The organism is Pseudarthrobacter sp. fls2-241-R2A-127 (assembly GCF_030209355.1).
Lineage (GTDB): Bacteria > Actinomycetota > Actinomycetes > Actinomycetales > Micrococcaceae > Arthrobacter.
The window spans coordinates 27,916-45,483 of sequence record NZ_JARVSF010000011.1 but is presented as its reverse complement, the minus strand read 5'-3'; the positions used below and the strand labels follow the sequence as shown (position 1 = coordinate 45,483).

8 protein-coding genes are annotated in these 17,568 nt (G+C 67.5%); all 8 read left to right on the top strand.

What is annotated here, in order from left to right; all coding sequences use genetic code 11:
• Window positions 1-103: 103 nt before the first annotated feature.
• Entirely contained in the window at window positions 104-6,229 is a 6,126-nt protein-coding gene (locus tag QRN53_RS08855) for an Ig-like domain-containing protein (RefSeq protein WP_285243641.1), read from the top strand.
• A 53-nt stretch (window positions 6,230-6,282) separates the two neighbouring features.
• Window positions 6,283-7,254 (top strand): AAA family ATPase, encoded by a 972-nt coding sequence (locus QRN53_RS08850; protein WP_285243640.1) that lies wholly within the window; start codon window positions 6,283-6,285, stop codon window positions 7,252-7,254.
• A gap of 74 nt (window positions 7,255-7,328) precedes the next feature.
• Window positions 7,329-8,672 (top strand): DUF58 domain-containing protein, encoded by a 1,344-nt coding sequence (locus tag QRN53_RS08845; RefSeq protein WP_285243639.1) that lies wholly within the window; start codon window positions 7,329-7,331, stop codon window positions 8,670-8,672.
• Window positions 8,669-11,215: a transglutaminase-like domain-containing protein gene (locus QRN53_RS08840; protein WP_285243638.1), complete on the top strand. Its 2,547-nt coding sequence runs from the start codon at window positions 8,669-8,671 to the stop codon at window positions 11,213-11,215. Before QRN53_RS08845 ends, QRN53_RS08840 begins: the two co-directional genes overlap by 4 nt.
• On the top strand, window positions 11,212-12,948 hold the full coding sequence (locus QRN53_RS08835) for an RDD family protein (RefSeq protein WP_350224163.1): 1,737 nt from the start codon (window positions 11,212-11,214) through the stop codon (window positions 12,946-12,948). The genes QRN53_RS08840 and QRN53_RS08835 overlap by 4 nt, the downstream gene beginning before the upstream one ends.
• A complete protein-coding gene (locus QRN53_RS08830; protein WP_285243637.1) occupies window positions 12,945-13,871 on the top strand; it encodes a PP2C family protein-serine/threonine phosphatase in 927 nt (308 codons plus the stop codon). The genes QRN53_RS08835 and QRN53_RS08830 overlap by 4 nt, the downstream gene beginning before the upstream one ends.
• Window positions 13,868-15,784: an FHA domain-containing protein gene (locus tag QRN53_RS08825; protein ID WP_285243636.1), complete on the top strand. Its 1,917-nt coding sequence runs from the start codon at window positions 13,868-13,870 to the stop codon at window positions 15,782-15,784. Before QRN53_RS08830 ends, QRN53_RS08825 begins: the two co-directional genes overlap by 4 nt.
• A complete protein-coding gene (locus tag QRN53_RS08820) occupies window positions 15,781-17,535 on the top strand; it encodes a serine/threonine-protein kinase (protein WP_285243635.1) in 1,755 nt (584 codons plus the stop codon). Before QRN53_RS08825 ends, QRN53_RS08820 begins: the two co-directional genes overlap by 4 nt.
• Window positions 17,536-17,568: the final 33 nt, after the last annotated feature.

Here is a 17,568-nt window from a genome sequence, read left to right as displayed (position 1 = left end):
TCTTACATGGCTTCGGTAGGCTGGGCCCGGGGAAAGAAAGCCTACTGCCTGTCGCGCGAACAGGCCGGAATCTGGCAACACAATCTGAGGGAAAAATAACGCTGTGACAACTCTGCTGGGGAAGCTTGGGCTGAAGAGGCGCCATAAGAAGGTTGCCGCCGGGACTGCGTTTGGTGTGGTGGTGGCGGTGGTGGTGACGGGTGCGGTGTTGTATCCGGGTTTTAAGACCACTGAGGTTGATTTGAATGATGGCGGCGTGTGGGTGGTGTCGAAGACCAAGAATGCTGTGGGGCGGTTGAATTATCCGTCGCGGGTCTTGGATGGTGCGGTGACGCCGGCGTCGACCTCGTTTGATGTGTTGCAGCATGCTGGTGAAGTTTTTGTTGATGATGCGACTGGTTCGACGTTGAATCAGGTGTCGCCGGCGAACATGCGTCTTGGTGGGGATAAGCGGTTGCCGGGTTCTGCTGTGGTGGCGTTTGGGGCGCAGACGATTTCTGTGACGGATCCGGGGTCGGGCAAGGTGTGGGCGGTGTCGCCGTCGACGGTGAATGGTTTTGATGAGGAGGCTTCGGAACCGGTTTTGGTGGGTTCTCAGGGGATTGTTTCTGCGGTTGGTTCTGATGACCGGATTTATTCTGCGGATCCGAAGACCGGTGTGGTGTCGGTGACTGGTGTTGATGCTGATGGTGTGGTGACGTCCTCGGAGTCCAGTACGTGGGATGGGCTTAAGGGTTCCGGGGACCTGCAGATGACGGTGGTGGGGGACAAGCCGGTGGTGTTGGATGCCGCGGCGGGGAACCTGTTTTTGCCTGGTGGTAAGCGGTTGGCGTTGGAGAATGCGCGGGATGCGAAGCTTCAGCAGGCGGGGCCGGGCAGTGATTTTGTAGCGGTGGCGACGCGGAAGGCGTTGTTGAAGCAGCCGTTGGATGGCGGTACCGCCAAGACTGTGACGTTCGATGGTGAGGGTGTGCCTGCTGCTCCGGTGCAGTTGGGTGGGTGTGTGCATGCGGCGTGGTCGGGGGCGAACAAGTACGTCCGTGATTGCGTCAATAATGCTGATGATAAGAATGTTGCCGTGCCCAAGGCGAGTGCGTCGCCGTCGTATGTGTTCCGGGTGAACCGGGACCTGGTGGTTTTGAATGATGTGAATTCGGGCAATGTGTGGCTGGTGAACCAGAACATGCAGCTGGTCAACAACTGGGACGAGGTAGTCCCGCCCAAGAACCAGTCGGAGGACCAGGACCAGGAATCTGCGGATAACAACACCATCAACGTGCTGCCGGACCGCACCAAACCCAACCGGCCCCCGGAAACAAAGCCGGACGTCATTGGCGTGCGTCCCGGACGCACCACCATCCTCAGCGTCCTGGACAACGATTCCGACCCCGACGGCGACGTGCTGACGGCCTCGGTGGCGGCGGGCTCCGGGCCAAAGTCAGGCACCCTTGAGAGCATCTATGGCGGGACGGCGTTCCAGATCACCGTCCCCGCGGACGCCAAGCCAGGCACGGAAACCTTCAACTACAGCGCCTCCGACGGCCGCGGGCTGTCCGCCACCGGGCAGGTCACGCTCAGCGTCGTGGGTCCGGATGAAAACAAACCGCCCAAGTTCAAGCGCGGCGAGGACACCACCATGCTGGTGGAACAAGGCAAAACGGTCAGCCAGAACATCCTCACCGATTGGATCGACCCCGACGGTGATGACCTCGTCCTGCTCGATGCCAAGGCCGACAACGACCAGGACCAAGTCAAGGTCCGGCGGGACGGCCTGCTCTCTTTCCAGGACTCCGGCGCAACCGCCGGCAAGAAGAACGTCCAGGTCACCATCTGGGACGGGCGGGCCACCGTCACCGGAAAGGTAGTGGTCAACGTCCAGCCGCCCGGAGCCCTGGCACCAGTAGTCAACGCTGACCACGTTACCGCCGTTGTGGGCCAGGACCTGGTCATCTCCCCGCTGAAGAACGACGTCGACCCCAACGGCGGCGCCCTTCGCCTGGCACAGGTGGAAGCCAACGGCCCCGCCGAACTTGGCCCCGTCACCGACGGCGGCACGTTCACGTTCCGCAGCAGCAACCCCGGGCCCGTCTACCTGACTTATATCGCCAGCAACGGGCCGCAAAGCAGCCAGGGGTTGATCCGCGTCGATGTCGAATCCGGCAATGACGGCGGCGATCCTGTGGCGGTCCACGACGTCGCGCTGATGCCCACCGGGGGCAGCGTCCTGCTGGATCCCTTGGCCAACGACTCCGACCCCTCCGGTGGTGTCCTGGTGCTGCAATCCGTCAAAATCCCGGACAACGCCCCGGTGTCGGTCAGCGTGATCAACCACAGTGTCCTGCGGATCACCGACATCCTGGGAACCAAGGACCCCCTCCTGTTCGAATACACCATGTCCAACGGCAAGAAGTCCGCCACGGGCAGTGTCTCCGTGGTCCCCGTCCCGGCGCCGGCCGTCCTGGAAGCGCCCCAGCCCAAACCGGACGAGGTCAACGTCCGTGTCAACGACGTCGTCACCATCCCGGTCCTGGACAACGACACGCACCCGCAAGGGCAGGAGTTGACGGTCGACCCCGTCCTGCCGCAGGCCGTGGATCCGGCAGACGGCAAGAGCTTCGTCTCGGAGAATACCCTCCGCTTCATCGCCGGCAGCCAGCCCAAGACCGTCCGCGCCATCTACAACGCCGTGGATCCTCAGGGCCAGAAGAGCGCCGCCGCCGTGACCATCCACATCCTCCCGCTCGAAGGTGCTCAGAACTCCCGGCCCCAGCCGCGCAACCTCACTGCCCGGGTGGTGGCTGCCGGGACGGTCCGGATTCCGGTTCCACTGGACGGCATCGACCCCGACGGCGACTCCGTCCAACTGACGGGCATCGACAGCACCCCTGCAATGGGAACAGCCACCGTGGGCAGCAACTTCATCGACTTCACCGCCGCCGGCGACGGAGCGGGCACGGACACGTTCCGCTACAAGGTGGTTGACCGCCAAGGCGCGGTGAACACGGGCACCGTCACCGTCGGCATCGCCCCACGCAGTGAGGTGAACCAGAAGCCCACCCCCGTGGACGACGAAGTCCGGGTGCGGCCCGGCCGACAAATCGCCGTCGACGCCACCGCCAATGACACCGACCCCGACGGCGACCGCATCCGTATCCTCACCGACGGTATCGAGGCCGATCCCGCGCTCCAGGCGACCGTCAGCAAGAACAGCGGCCGCATCATCCTCCTGGCACCAAAAGAGGCCGGGACCTATAACGTGCGGTACACCATCGCCGATGACCGGGACGCCACTGCCCAGGCCACCATTCGCGTGGTGGTGGACAACAACGTGCCCCTCAAGGCGCCGATTGCCCGTGACGACAGGGTGACCTCCGCGCAGGCCATGGGCAAGACCGCCGTCGATGTTCCGGTCCTCAAGAATGACGAGGACCCGGATGGGGTGGGCGAGAACCTGAAGATCAGCACCGACGCCCCCACCGCCCGGCCAGGCGGCAACGGCAACGTCCTGGTGGACCTGACCAAGGACCCCCAGCTCATTCCGTACACCGTGGAAGACGTCGACGGACTCCAGTCCACCGCCATCATCTGGGTGCCGGGCCTTGGACAGCAGGTTCCCACCCTGGCCAAGGACGAGGTCATCGAAGTGGTGGCCGGCCAGTCGGTCGACGTGAACCTCAACGAATGGGTCAAGGTCCGCGAGGGCAGGTCGCCCCGGCTGACCCAGGCTGACCGGATCAAACTGATCGGCGCCGACGGCGGCAACCCGGTGATCGGTGACGGAACAGGCCTGAAGTACACCGCCGGTGCCGACTACGTGGGCCCCGGATCCCTGACGTTCGAGGTGACCGACGGGACAGGGCCGGACGATCCTGCGGGCCTGAAGTCCACCCTCAGCATCCGTACCAAGGTGCTTCCGGATCCAAACAAGAACCACCCGCCCGAACTGCTCGGCGCAGACATGGACGTGCCCAAGGGGGACGCAGCGACCACGGACCTGGGGAAGCTGACCTCGGACCCGGACCAGGACGACGTCGAGAAGATGAAGTACGAACTGGTGGGCGGCTCGCTCAGCGGCTTCAACGTCAGCATCGACGGGAAGACGCTCAAAGCCTCCGCGGCCGACTCCACCGCTACCGGGACCAAAGCCGCGGTCCAAGTCAAGGCAAGGGATCCGCGCGGGCTTGAGGCTACGGCCACCTACCAGCTTTCGGTTACCGCCTCCAACCGGCCCAAGCCGGTGGCCAATGACGACGTCGAAGCGAACGCCGCCGCGGGCAAGCCGGTCACCATCAACGTGCTGGCCAACGACGCCAACCCGTTCCCCGAGACCCCGCTGAAGATCATTGCCGCAAACACTGAAACAGGCAGCGGCACTGTCAGTGTCAACGGTGACTCGGTCACCGTCACGCCGGCGCCCGGCTTCACCGGCACCATGGTGGTTGCCTACACAGTGCAGGACAAGACCGGCGACGACTCCCGCAATGCGACGGCAAGGGTCCGCCTGACCGTCAAGGATAAGCCGGCGGCGCCCACTACGCCGCAGGCGCAAAGCGTGGGGGACAGTACGGCGCTGCTGAACTGGTCCGCCCCTGCCGACAGGGGCTCGCCCATCACCAAGTACACGGTGTATGGCGAGGGCGGCTTCCGGCAGGACTGCCCGGCCAACACCTGCACGCTCAACGGGCTGACCAACAACACCACTTACCACTTCCAGGTAACGGCCACCAACGAGTTCGGCGAATCGGACCGGTCCCCGGCCTCGGCAGACGTCCGGCCGGACGTGAAGCCGGATACTCCTCTGGCTCCGTCGCTGACATTCGGGGACAAGCAGTTGACCGTTAACTGGACCCAACCCGCCAGCAAGGGTTCGCCGGTGAAGTCCTATGACCTGGAGATCTCGCCGGCACCGGCAGGCCAGAACGCCCAGATCCAAGGCCTGACATCGGTCAGCTACGTCTGGAAGGGGTTGCAGAACGGGGTCTCCTACAAGGTTCGGGTCCTGGCCCGAAACGACGCCAAGGAACCGTCGGAATGGAGCCCCTATTCCGCGGCCGAGGTACCGGCCGGCGTTCCCGCTACTCCCGCGCCGCCGAGTGTGTCGCAGGCAACTCCGGTAGGTTCTCAAAGCCAGCTGCGGGTGGTCTGGTCGGCACCCAACAGCAACGGTGATGCCGTCTCCGCCTACACCCTGACCACGCTTCGCGGCGGCGCGGCGGTGGCGAGCCAGCAGGTGTCCGGTACTTCTCAAAACGTCACCGTGGACAACTCGGAAACGAACTACACCTTCACGGTGGCAGCCACCAACAAGGCCGGGACCAGCGGCACCAGCGCCCAGTCCGCCGCGATCCGGGCCGCGGGCAAGCCGGGCCAGGTCAATGGTGGAACCGTGAAGGAGACGGGAACCAGCGGACAGCTGGCGGTCACGTTCACCGCGCTGTCGGAGACGCAACGCAACGGCTCCACCGCCGGTGAAATTGCCTACTCGTACCGGACGTCGTCCGGCCAGTCGGGAGCCATCGCCGCACCCGGAGGCAATATTAACGGCCTTCCCAACGGAACCGACGTCACGGTTACCATCATCGCCACCTCGACCAAGAACAACATGTCCGGCGACGCCAAAGCGATCGGCACAGGGAACCCGTACGGACCGCCAAACGCGCCGAGTGTTAGCGGTACGACGTCCAACAAGGGTGACGGACAGGTGCACTGGACGTGGAACGATCCCGCCACTAATGGCCGCCCGCTCGACCACTACGAGGTCAGCATGGATGGTGGTGGCTGGCAAAATGTTGGAACTGCCAACCGGTTCGACGCCGGTGCCGGCGGCTGGAGCAAGAGCCACAACCTGCAAGTCCGTGCCTACACCGTCACCTACGGGGCGGTGGGTGGTCCCGCCACCTCCACCTCCGGTGCCGATCCGACTCCACCTCCCGCACCGACACAAGTCCGGGTCAAGGCATCAGACGTCAACAGTTGCCCCGGCAAGCCAGGCGTACCTGACCGTTTCAGCTCGCCGCCGCCGTCGTGCGGAGGCAACTCAGCAAACTGGGTGTCCTACTCGGACGGCTGGATTCCCAGTGCGTGCTGGATGAACATCTACGGTTCCAGCGAGACATCCAATCCGCCCACCTACTACAAGTGGTACCGCATGGATGGCGGTCCGCACTCGGGATGGTACGTGAAGCTGGCAACCATCGACATCAGCGGCCCTGACGTCGGCAGATGTTGATTCACCAAGCCCCATGACTGCCACCGAAACGTATAGAAAATGAGGACCTTTAGATGACCATGACCATGGAGCAGGCCGAATGGTTTGCCGGGACGTTCGAAAAGCTGGTTGCCAACGTGGGGCAGGCGGTGCTGGGCAAGGAGCACGTGATCCGGCTGACCTTCACGGCCATGCTGGCCGAGGGCCACGTACTGTTCGAGGACGCGCCCGGCACGGGCAAGACCTCGCTGGCCCGTGCTTTGGCGGCCACCGTGCAAGGGTCCAACAACCGCATCCAGTTCACCCCTGACCTGCTGCCCTCCGACGTCACCGGCGTGACCATCTACGACCAGAAGACGCAGAAGTTCGAGTTCCACAAGGGCCCGATCTTCAACAACATCGTCCTGGCCGACGAAATCAACCGTGCGTCGCCCAAGACCCAGTCCGCGCTGCTTGAGGTGATGGAAGAATCCCGGGTCACCGTGGACGGCACCACCTACTCGGCGGGCCGGCCGTTCATGGTTATGGCAACCCAGAACCCGATCGAGCAGGCCGGAACCTACCGCCTTCCCGAAGCCCAGCTGGACCGGTTCCTGATCAAGACCTCCATCGGCTACCCGGACCACGCCTCCACCGTACGGCTGCTGGGCGGCAACAACCTGAAGGACCGCTCCAAGGAACTGTCCGCCGTGATCACCACCCAGGCGGTGGCGGACATGGCCGATCTTGCCGCCACGGCGCATGTGGACACCGCGGTGCTGGAGTACATTTCGCGGCTGTGCGAGGAAACCCGCAACGCCCCGGAGACCCGGCTGGGCGTGTCCGTACGTGGTGCCCTGGCCATGGTCCGGGCGGCCAAGGTCTGGGCCGCCGCACAGGGACGGAACTTCGTCCTGCCGGACGACATCAAGGAACTGGCGCCCGTGGTGTGGACGCACCGGTTCGTGATGGACCCCGAGGCAGAGTTCTCCGGCGCCACCGCCGAGGCCGTCCTCACCAGGATCCTGGCCGACGTCGCCGCCCCGCAGCAGCGCACCAACGCCTGACCGGTCCGGCACGCAGCCCACGGCTGCATGCCGGCGCCCTTTCCTTTCCACAGCAACAACGAAGGCACACCCACATGTCCGACGGCACGTCCAGTGGCACCCCGTTGACCCGGCTCGCGAAGCGGTTCCAGCAACTCTTCCACCGGGACGGCCGCCCTACCCGCCTGCACCCCGCGGCGGTTTGGTCCGAAGCCAGCAGCACAGCACTCCAGGCGCTGGCACCAGCCTGGCGGACCGTCCGGACCACCTGGCTGAAATACCCTTGGCCGGTATTGTCCGTGGTCAGCATCCTGGGCTGGTCCGTTCTGGCAGCCTCCATCCTGCTGTGGATCACCGGCCAGGCGTTCGGCTGGCAGGAAGCCACCGCAGCCGCCATCGCCGCCTTCGCCATGTTCGTGATCGCGGTGGCGTTCATCCTCGGCCGGTCCTCCTACGGCGTGGTCCTGGACCTTGCCCGGACCCGCGTGGCAGTGGGGGACAGCGCCGTCGGAAGCATCGCCGTCTCCAACACCTCCGCCCGGCCGTTGCTGCCGGCCGCCCTGGAGCTGCCGGTGGGCAGCACCACTGCTGTGTTCCACCTGCCCCGGATGAAGCCGGGCCAGGTACACGAGGACCTCTTCACCATCCCCACCGCACGGCGCGCCGTGATCGTGGTGGGACCGGTCCGATCGGTCCGTGCCGACCCGCTGCACCTCCTGCGCCGCCAGGTCCTCTGGACCGAGCCGGAGGACCTGTTCGTGCATCCGCGGACAACAGCCCTTGCCGGTTCGGCCGCTGGCTTCATCCGCGACCTTGAAGGCATGCCCACCACTGACCTGTCCAGCGCCGACGTCTCCTTCCATGCCCTGCGCGACTATGTTCCCGGAGATGACCGCAGGCACATCCACTGGAAGACCACGGCCCGGACCAACAAGCTCATGGTGCGCCAGTTCGAGGAAACCCGCCGGGCCCACCTGGCCATCTCGCTGTCCATCAACACCGATGAGTACGCCTCCGAGAACGAATTCGAGCTGGCCATCTCGGTGGCAGGGTCCATTGGCCGGCAGGCCATCCGGGAACAGCGGGAACTGGACGTCCTGACCCAGAAAGGGCCGCTGCGCTGCGAAACGGGCCGCAACCTGCTTGATGACATGACGCGCATCGTGGGCACCCCGATGCGCCGCACCGCCGTCGACCTTGCCCGGACCCTGGCGGACACCGTCCCCAATGCGTCCGTGGTGTTCTTCGTGGTGGGCAGCAACGTGACCGCCACCCAGCTCCGCTCCGCGGCCGCCTCTGTCCCGCCGGGAGTCCGCAGCCTGGCCGTCCGGGTGGAAGCAGGCGCAGCCCCCACCCGGGCCAACATCGCAGACCTGACCGTCCTGACCCTCGGCGACCTGGCCGACCTTGCCATCGTGCTGAGAAAGGCCGCCGCATGAGCACCGCCCCGGGCCAGTCCCCGCAAACCCGTACCCGTACCCGACGCAAACCCCCAAGCCCGGAGTCCGCCTTCGCCCATGGCCAACCCTGGCACTACCTGCTCGACGCCGGTGCCTTGGTTCTCCTGCTGGGCCTGGGCCTGCTCGGTTTCGGGCTGAGCTTCGGCGGGGACCCTTATTACCTGCTGTCCGGATTCGGCGGCATCATCCTTGGCCTGGGCATCGGCGCGGCCAACGCGCACCTGCGCCTGGGCCTGCTGATCACCACCGCCTTGGCACTGGCCGCCTACCTGGTCTTCGGGACCTGGCTGGCTGTGCCCGATGCCGCCATCGCCGGCTTCGTTCCCTCCCTGGAGTCCTTGCGGACCCTGCTCCTGGGCGTCGTGTTCGCCTGGAAGGACATGCTCACGGTGGGGGTGCCGGTGGGAACTGCCGGCGGCGTGCTCATCGTGCCCTTCCTCAGCTCGCTGATCACCGCACTGGTGGCCGCGCTCCTGACCTGGCGCGTGCGGAGCCCGTATCTGCCCCTGCTGCCCGTCCTGGTCCTGTTCGTCGCGGGGATCGCCTTCAGCACCAACGCGGCGTTCCTGACGCTCGAACGCGGGATCGGCCTGACAGTCCTGGGCATTGCCTGGGCCACGTTCCGCCGGGACATCCTGCGGCGGGACAGCACCCGGAGGGTGGCCGTCAACAGCCCGCAGACCGACTCCGCCACAGCCCGGCGTGCCCGGATCCGCCGCCTGGGGATGGCGGCGGGGGTGATCGCCCTCAGCGTGGGCGTCACCGCCGTGGCCGCGCCCCTGGTCAACGCCGGAGAAGACCGGAAGGTCCTCCGCAACGTGGTGGTGCCGCCGTTCGACCCCAAGGACTACGTCACGCCGCTGGCGAGTTTCCGCACCTACGTCAAGGACAAGAAGGACGACACCCTTTTCGTTGTCAAAGGGCTGCCGCGGGACGGCCGGGTACGGCTGGGTGCCTTGGACGCCTTCAACGGGACCAACTACAACATGGACCCCAACGGCTCCGGCAACTTCAGCAAGGTGGGCGACGCCAAGTCCATCAATACCCTTGCCGATTCGGCCGGGGTGGTGCCCACCAACGACTACTCGATCAGCATCAACATCGAGGACTACCAGGGCTTCTTCGTCCCCGGCGGGCGGAAGACCACCGGCATCAGCTTGGACCAGTCCGGCTCTGCCGCGGCCGCAGGCCTCTACTTCAACCCGGGGACGGACACCGCCGTCACCACCAACGGCCTCACCCGCGGAGATTCGTACAGCGTCCAGGTTTCGGATCCCGTCAAACTTGAGCACGGCCAGCTGACGCAGTACGACTTCGCGAAGGTGTCCCTCCCGGATCCCCAGGAAGTTCCGCCCGTCGTGGGCTCCCAGGCCAACGACCTTTCCGCGGACGCCCCTACGGCGATCGACCGGGTCCGCCAGATCGAGGCGCATTTCCAGAAGACCGGCGCGTTCAGCAACGGCCTGGTCAGCGAAGGGCAGTTGCCGAGTGTCTCGGGCCACGGCTCGGCCCGGATCCGGAGCCTGCTCACGGCCAAGCAGATGCTTGGCGATGACGAGCAGTACTCGGTGGCCATGTCCCTGATGCTCCGGCACTTGGGCATCCCGTCCCGCGTGGTGATGGGGTTCTATCCTGAGCCCACCAGCCCGGAAAACGGTGCCGGCGAGGTGAAGATCACCGGGAAGGACGTCCACGCCTGGGTGGAGGTTGCGTTCGAGCGGGTGGGCTGGGTCAGCTTCGATCCCACCCCGCCCAAGGACAACATTCCCATCCCGCCGGACCCTGAAAGCAAGTCCAAGCCCAAACCCCAGGTACTGCAGCCGCCGCCTCCGCCGCAGGAGCCCGCGGACCTGCCGCCGGACTCATCGCCGGACGCCCTGGACGCCGACCAGAAGAAGAACAACCCCTGGTTGTTCTGGGGTGCGCTGCTGGGTGCCTTGGGCGTCGTCGCCATCCCCGTGGTAATCCTTGCCCTGCCCTTGTTGCTGATCGCCTTGTTGAAGTCACGACGCCGGAAACAGCGTTTCAGCGGCGGCCATCCGGCCCAGCGTGTCGGCGGAGGCTGGAGCGAGGTGGTGAGCCTGGCAACGGACATGGGTGCCGCAGTGGACGCCCGAGCGACACGCCGGGAAAGCGCCGCTGTGCTTGCCGAGGCGTTCCCTGCCAGCCAGGGAACCACGACGCTGCTGGCCCGCCGGGCCGATGCCTCCATCTTCGGCGCCGGCCAGCCCACCGAGGAGGACGTCAAGGAGTACTGGACCATCGTGGATGGTTCGCTCAAGGAGATGACCGCCACCGTGGGGTTCTGGCGCCGGCAACAGGCCCGGTTCTCGCCGCGCTCGCTGCTCAGCGACGCCCGGACCGCGATGAACACCGGCAGCGGGCTTTCGCTGCGCCGCCTCCGTGCCGTACTGCCTGCGCTGGCGTCCCTGTCCGCCGGACGCCGGCGTGCACCTGGCGGCACTGACCAACAGGGAACCAACGGCCAGGGACCAAGCCAGCAAGGACCAAACGAGCAGTGACCTCCGACGCCGACCGCTGCCCGCGCTGCCAGCAAACCATCCGCGCGGGCGCCACCTTCTGTGCCGCCTGCGGTGCCCCGCTGCCCAACCGGGCGGCGCGCCGCACCCGCCCGCAGGCCCCCGGCACGCCGGGCGGCCAGGCCGGGGTCCGGGACCCGTTCGCCGCGCACGCGCCGGGGATTCCCGGTACTATCCCGGTAGTAGAAACGCCTGCGGCAGTACAGCCGGCGGGCATCGCATATCCGGGTACCGCACCTGCGGGCACCGATCCGGGCAGTGCCGGCGGTTCCACCAGGGTGGGGGCCGCTCCAGGGGGAGGAACGGGAATGGCAGTAAACCTTGAGCTTGTTCCGGCTGCGGCGGGCAAGCGGTTGGGCGCTGCCGTCATCGACTGGCTGCCCGGCATAGCAGTGCTGGTGGTGACGTTTGCCATCGGCTTCGCCGGGATCACCCGAACCCGCAGCGGCGGCTTCATTGTCTATGACACCTCGTCCCTGGTGTTGTTTGGCGGTATCGGCCTCGGACTGACCCTTGCCTACCTCTTTGTGGTGCTGGGCCTCGAAGCCCGGACCGGCAAGACCCCCGGCAATTTGCTGATGGGCATCCGCAGCGCGGACCAGGACGGTTACGCGCCCGGTGCCGGCGGGGTCTTCCTGCGGGGAGTGATCACCGGCGCGGGCATCCTGCTGGCCCTGCTTGCCGCCATCCTGGTGGTGGTGTTCAAGTGGTTTGACGCCGCACTGTTCGTCCTCGGACCGCTGCTCCTGGTGGGTGCCGTGTGGGCGGTGCTGGTAGTGGTTTCCAGCCAGTGGGACAAGAACGGCGGGCTGCGGGCCTGGAACGACACCGCCGCCAAGACCCTCATGTTCGACGTCAAGGCAGGCCGGGACCCCATCACCACCGGCGGCATCCAGGGCCCCTACAGTTTCGCGCCCCTGGACCTTCCGCCCGTGCAGCAGGTGCTGTCCCCGGTGGCCGGGGCCGCGACGGCCCACGCGGCTGCCGCCCGGCAGCCGGCGCCGCAACCTCCGGCCCCGCAGGCGCCGCAGCCGCAGTTCGCCCAACCGCAACCCGCTCAGTCGCAGTTCGTTCAACCGCAGACAGTTCTTCCCCAGGCAGCGCCCCAGGCTCCGGCACCGTCCGCCGCGATGCCGTCGCAAACCATGCCTTACACCAGCCCTGCCTCCTTCGCGCCGCCCTCCGTGCCCGCCGCCCCGTACCCGGCAGCGTCCCAGGACGCCCAGCCCGTCCCGCCGCACGCCGCCCAGCCGGCGGGCGGCAGCCAGGGGTTTGCGGCGGGCGTTCCGGCGTCCACCCCAGGCCACCGGGTGCCGGGGCCGCACGTTGACGACGACGTCGAACGCACCCAGGTCCGTCCGGGTGCCGGCGGGCCCGCCCCCGTCGCCGTCCTGCGAATCCGCCTGGATGACGGCCGCGACTTCCAGCTGGACCGAAGTGTCCTGGTGGGCCGCAACCCCGTTGGCCAGCCCGGCGAACACCACGCCCAGTTGCTGGCCGTGGACGATCCCGGGCGCTCCATCTCAAAGACCCACCTGCACCTGCTCACCGATGGAGCGGGGATCTGGGTTACCGACCGGCAATCCACCAACGGCAGCGCCGTGACCACCCCTGACGGCCTGCGCACCCCCCTTGCGCCGGGCGTCCCAACGTTTGTTAACCCCGGCTCCAGCGTGCATTTTGGAGACCGTACCTTTTACCTAGGACAGGCATGAACCAGCTCCCCACCAGTGTTTCCTCCACCACCCAGCCGGGGCCGGCCCTTAGCCTCACCTACGGTTACGGGACGGACAGGGGACTCCGCAGGGAGCTGAACGAGGATTCCTACATCGCCGCGGATCCCGTCTTCGCGGTGGCCGACGGGATGGGCGGCCACGAGGCCGGCGAGATCGCCAGCGGCTTGTGCGTCCGGGCACTGGCCGGGATTCCGCAGCTCGCCACGGGGGAGCGGAGCATTACGGCGTCGGTCCTGCAGCAGTACCTGGTGCGGGCGGACAACTCCATCCGTGAAGCCGCCGGAGCCCGCGCCGGCACCACCCTCACTGGCGCCGTAGTGGTGGAACAGATGGGTATGCCTTACTGGCTGGTGCTGAACATCGGCGACTCCCGCACCTACCGGCTCAGCCAGGGCCGGTTCGAGCAGATCAGCGTGGACCACTCAGAGGTCCAGGAACTTGTGGACGCAGGAGAGATCACCGCCCAGGAAGCCACGGTGCACCCCCGCCGGCACGTGGTCACCAGGGCCCTGGGTACGGGGGACGAGACGGAGGCTGACTACTGGCTCCTGCCGGTCGAGGAGGGAGACCGGGTCCTGGTCTGCTCCGACGGGCTGACCGGGGAACTCGCCGATGAGGACATCCTCCGCATCCTCAGCACCGTGGCCCAGCCACAGGACGCAGTGGACGCCCTGATCCAGGCCGCGCTGCGCAGCGGCGGCAGGGACAACGTCACGGCCATCGTGGTGGACGCCAGCAACGTGGCGCACGACGACGGTGCAGGCACCACCGCGCCCCGCTACAGCCCTGGGGACACGGACGAGGAGACCCTGCCGCGTCCGCTGGCCAACGGCGCCGTAACGCAGCCCCTGCCTGAACAGGCGGAGGCCGGCGCGGTCATCGAAGGGGAGCCCCGTCGATGACCGGCGCCAGCTACATCCCGGGAACCTGGCTTGGTGTGGTCAGGTCCGGCACGGCCGTCCTGCTGGGGCCCGAGACACCCGCCGAACTTGCCGGCGCCCTCTGGGAACTCCTGGCGGGGCGCCCCGAACCGCACGAGGTCCTCGCCGCCGTGACCAGCAGCTCGGGCGGTTCGCTGGCCCGCATACCCTCGTTCGGCATCCTGGACTTCAACGGACCGCTCCGGGTTTTCCTGCGCGGCGACCTTGACCTGCGCGTAGAGCAGCCCGGGGGAGCCGTGGATCTGGACGGCCGGGACGTCACCACCTGGAATGAGCGCCGGTTTGCCGTCCCCGGGATGTGCCGGTTGGGGATCGCTGACGGCGGCTCCGCGGACCAGCCCGAGTTGCCGCTCGGCGAAGGAGTGGTGTTGCTGCAGGCCCTGGCACTGGGTGTCCCGGCCGGCCCGGCCGCCGTGGACAACGTGGGCGAGGCAGGGAAAGCGGTGGCGGTGGATACCCCCGGCACCGGCCCGGACGAGGACGCCGGCGCGGCAGCCCGCTCCACCAGTCCCGGCCATGCGGAGCATGATGACCTGCCCCGCATCACCCTCCTTCCCGAGCACGAAGCCTCTGCAGAGACAATGCTGGCTTTGCCGGACGAGGACCAGGAAGGTCTGCCGTTGAATGGCGGACACCACCCGGAAGCGGTTGGCGAGGCCGCCGACCCCGATGCCACGATTGCCCCCGGCGCCATCATCCCCCCTGACCTGGCGGACGCGTTTGTCGCAGGCGAGGCAGTTGAACCGGAGGACGATGCGCCGTCGGCCGGTCACTCAGACGCTGCTGACGCGGCTCCCGCGGTGGAAATGACAACGTCCTACGACCACCTGTGGGACCGCACCGTGATGCGGAATATCGAGGACGCGGCGGTCCGTGAAGATCCCGACGCCGACTCCGGCCTCGTCGCCGTTAACATGACGCCCGCGCTGCCGGCGGCCGAACAGCTCCCCGCCCTGGACGCAGCCGGCGACATGTCCCCCGCCGGGCAGGAGTCCGGTTCCGGCGCGCAGCCGGAAACCGGGTCGGCAGGTGCCGAAGGGACAGATCCGGCCGCGAGCACGAACGTGGCACCCACCCCGGATCCCGGGCCGGACGCGCAGGCTCCCGCCGGCGTCCTCATCGACTCCGTACCGTGGCGCACCGGCGGAGCAGCGTCCGCTCCGGCGTCGGCTGCGTCCACCCCCTCCGTGGGGACGCCACCCGCCTTCGCTCCGCCGGCGGGTGCTGAAGGACCCGCGAACCCCGGGCCCGCTCCGGCGTTCCCGGCAAGCCAGCCACCCGCGGCGGGAACTCCGGACCAGGCACCCGCCGCCGGCTTCGATCCCGACCACGACGGCCAGACTGTCATGAAGAGCAGCCTCGGTGGCATGGCCCCGCAACCCGCGGCTCCGGCCACCGTCCAGGACACGGCCAGTGGCCCGCTGGTGCTGGCCCGGGTTTGCGCGCATGGCCACCCCAACCCACCCACCCGTGCCCAGTGCAGCGCCTGCGGGGAAAGCCTGCTGCCGGACGCCGTCCAGGTGGCGCGCCCCAGGCTGGGCCGGGTGCGCCTCTCCACGGGCGACCTTCTGGACCTCGACCAGTCGATGGTCATCGGGCGGCAACCGTCGGTATCCCGAGTCCAAGGCGGTGTGATGCCGCGCCTGGTGCAGGTGGCGAGCCCGGGCGGTGACATTTCCAGGTCCCACGTGGAGGTCCGGCTCGAGGGCTGGCACGTCATGCTCTGCGACCTCAAGGCCACCAACGGCACCATCCTGGTGCGGGAAGGCCAGCCGCCCCGCCGCCTGGCCCAGAACGAGATGGCCATCCTGCTCGACGGCGACATCGCGGAGCTGGGCGACAACATCTCACTGCGTTTTGAGGAGATTCCTTGAGTTCCAAACGGCCCGTAGCGCCGCCGCCCCGGATCCCCGGGTTCACGTACATCAGCCTGCTCGGCTCGGGCGGCTTCTCCGACGTCTACCTGTACGAGCAGGACAGGCCGCGCCGGAAAGTCGCCGTCAAGGTGCTGCTCTCGGACTTGAAGACCGAGGGTGCCCGCCGGCGCTTCGAGTCCGAAGCCAACCTGATGGCCCAGCTGTCCTCGCACCCGTACATCGTCACCATTTTCGAAGCGGAAGTGACCGACGACGGGCACTCCTACCTGGCCATGGAGTACTGCTCCCGGCCCAGCCTGGACGTGCGGTACCGGCGGCAGCGCTTCAGCGTGGACGAGGTCCTGGCCGTCGGCATCCAGGTGGCGTCCGCCGTCGAAACCGCGCACCGCGCCGGCATCGCCCACCGCGATATCAAACCCGCCAACATCCTGGTGACGGACTACAACCGGCCGGCCCTGACCGACTTCGGCATTTCCGGCACCCTGGCGGGAGACACGGACGATGACTCGGGCATGTCCATCCCGTGGTCCCCGCCCGAGCAGTTCCGCGACGGCAACGTTGACGGCGTCATGGTGGACGTGTGGGCCCTCGGCGCCACCCTTTACACCCTGCTGGCCGGCCGCTCGCCCTTCGTCATGCCCGGGGCGGACAACTCCCAACGCGAACTGATCAACCGGATCAGCAACATGGCACTGCCGCGGCTGGGCCGTGCAGACGTGCCGGAATCCCTGGAACTGGCCCTGTCCACGGCCATGGCCAAGTCCGCGCAATCCCGCTACAGCTCCGCGCACGCCTTCGCCCTGGCACTGCAGCGCATCCAGGCCGAACTCAACCTCTCCGTCACTCCCTTCGAAGTGCTGGAGGAACCGCAGCAGGAGGAAAGCCACCCGGACGACGGGACCGAGGAAACCCGCGTCCGCAGCATCGCCGCCATCGATCCCGAACGGACCGGCAGCGCCCCGACCTTCCCCGCGCGCACCCGCCCCAGCCAGGTGGGCGGCGCTGACGCTACCGGTCCAAGGGGAGGTGCCGCCCCGCCGTCGCACTTCACTCCCGCTGCGCCTGGCCAATGGCAGCCCGCCCCGTCCGTGCCCCACCTTCCGGCCGGCCCGGCCGCACCGGAGGCAGCCGACGGCGTCCGGGCGGGGGAGTGGGCACAGTCCACCGTGCTGCGGGGCAGCGCCGCGGCACCACACTATGGCACGCCGGTCACCGGGCCGGCGGGCAGCAGGGAGGATCCGGCGTACGCCGCGGACGCGACGGTCCAGCGGGCGGTAAAAACCGCGGAGCCCCAGCAGGCGCCCGAGGCCGACCACGGCAAACGCAACCTCTGGCTTGCGCTCGCCGGCGGAACCCTCCTTGCCCTTGCGGCGGTGGTGGGCATCGTGGTGGCGAATTCGGCCACCGGCACCCCCAAGGCCGTGGAAACCCAACAGGTCAGCAAACCTCCGGCCGACGCCCTGGACAACGGCACCGTGCCCGACGTCGAGGGGCTCAAGGGCACCATCGGGGCCGACGGGGAGGCCACCTTCACCTGGACCAATCCGCAGCCCAAGGACGGGGACACCTACAAGTGGAAGGTGTACACCATCGGCGGCAACAGCGCGGAATTCACGTCCGTGGCGAACCCGCCTGTCAAGATCCGGCCCAATCCCGACGGGCAGACCTGCATCCAAGTGATGATCGTGCGCACCGACGGAGCATTTTCGCCCATGGAGGAGGGCTCCATCGCCTGCACCGGCAAATGAGCAGGCTGCCGGCACCACCAGGGCGGCAGGTCC

Coding starts and splice junctions, on each gene's coding strand:
- QRN53_RS08845 (WP_285243639.1), top strand. CDS start 7,329: ATGTCCGACGGCACGTCCAGTGGCACCCCGTTGACCCGGCTCGCGAAG.
- QRN53_RS08840 (WP_285243638.1), top strand. CDS start 8,669: ATGAGCACCGCCCCGGGCCAGTCCCCGCAAACCCGTACCCGTACCCGA.
- QRN53_RS08830 (WP_285243637.1), top strand. CDS start 12,945: ATGAACCAGCTCCCCACCAGTGTTTCCTCCACCACCCAGCCGGGGCCG.
- QRN53_RS08825 (WP_285243636.1), top strand. CDS start 13,868: ATGACCGGCGCCAGCTACATCCCGGGAACCTGGCTTGGTGTGGTCAGG.
- QRN53_RS08850 (WP_285243640.1), top strand. CDS start 6,283: ATGACCATGACCATGGAGCAGGCCGAATGGTTTGCCGGGACGTTCGAA.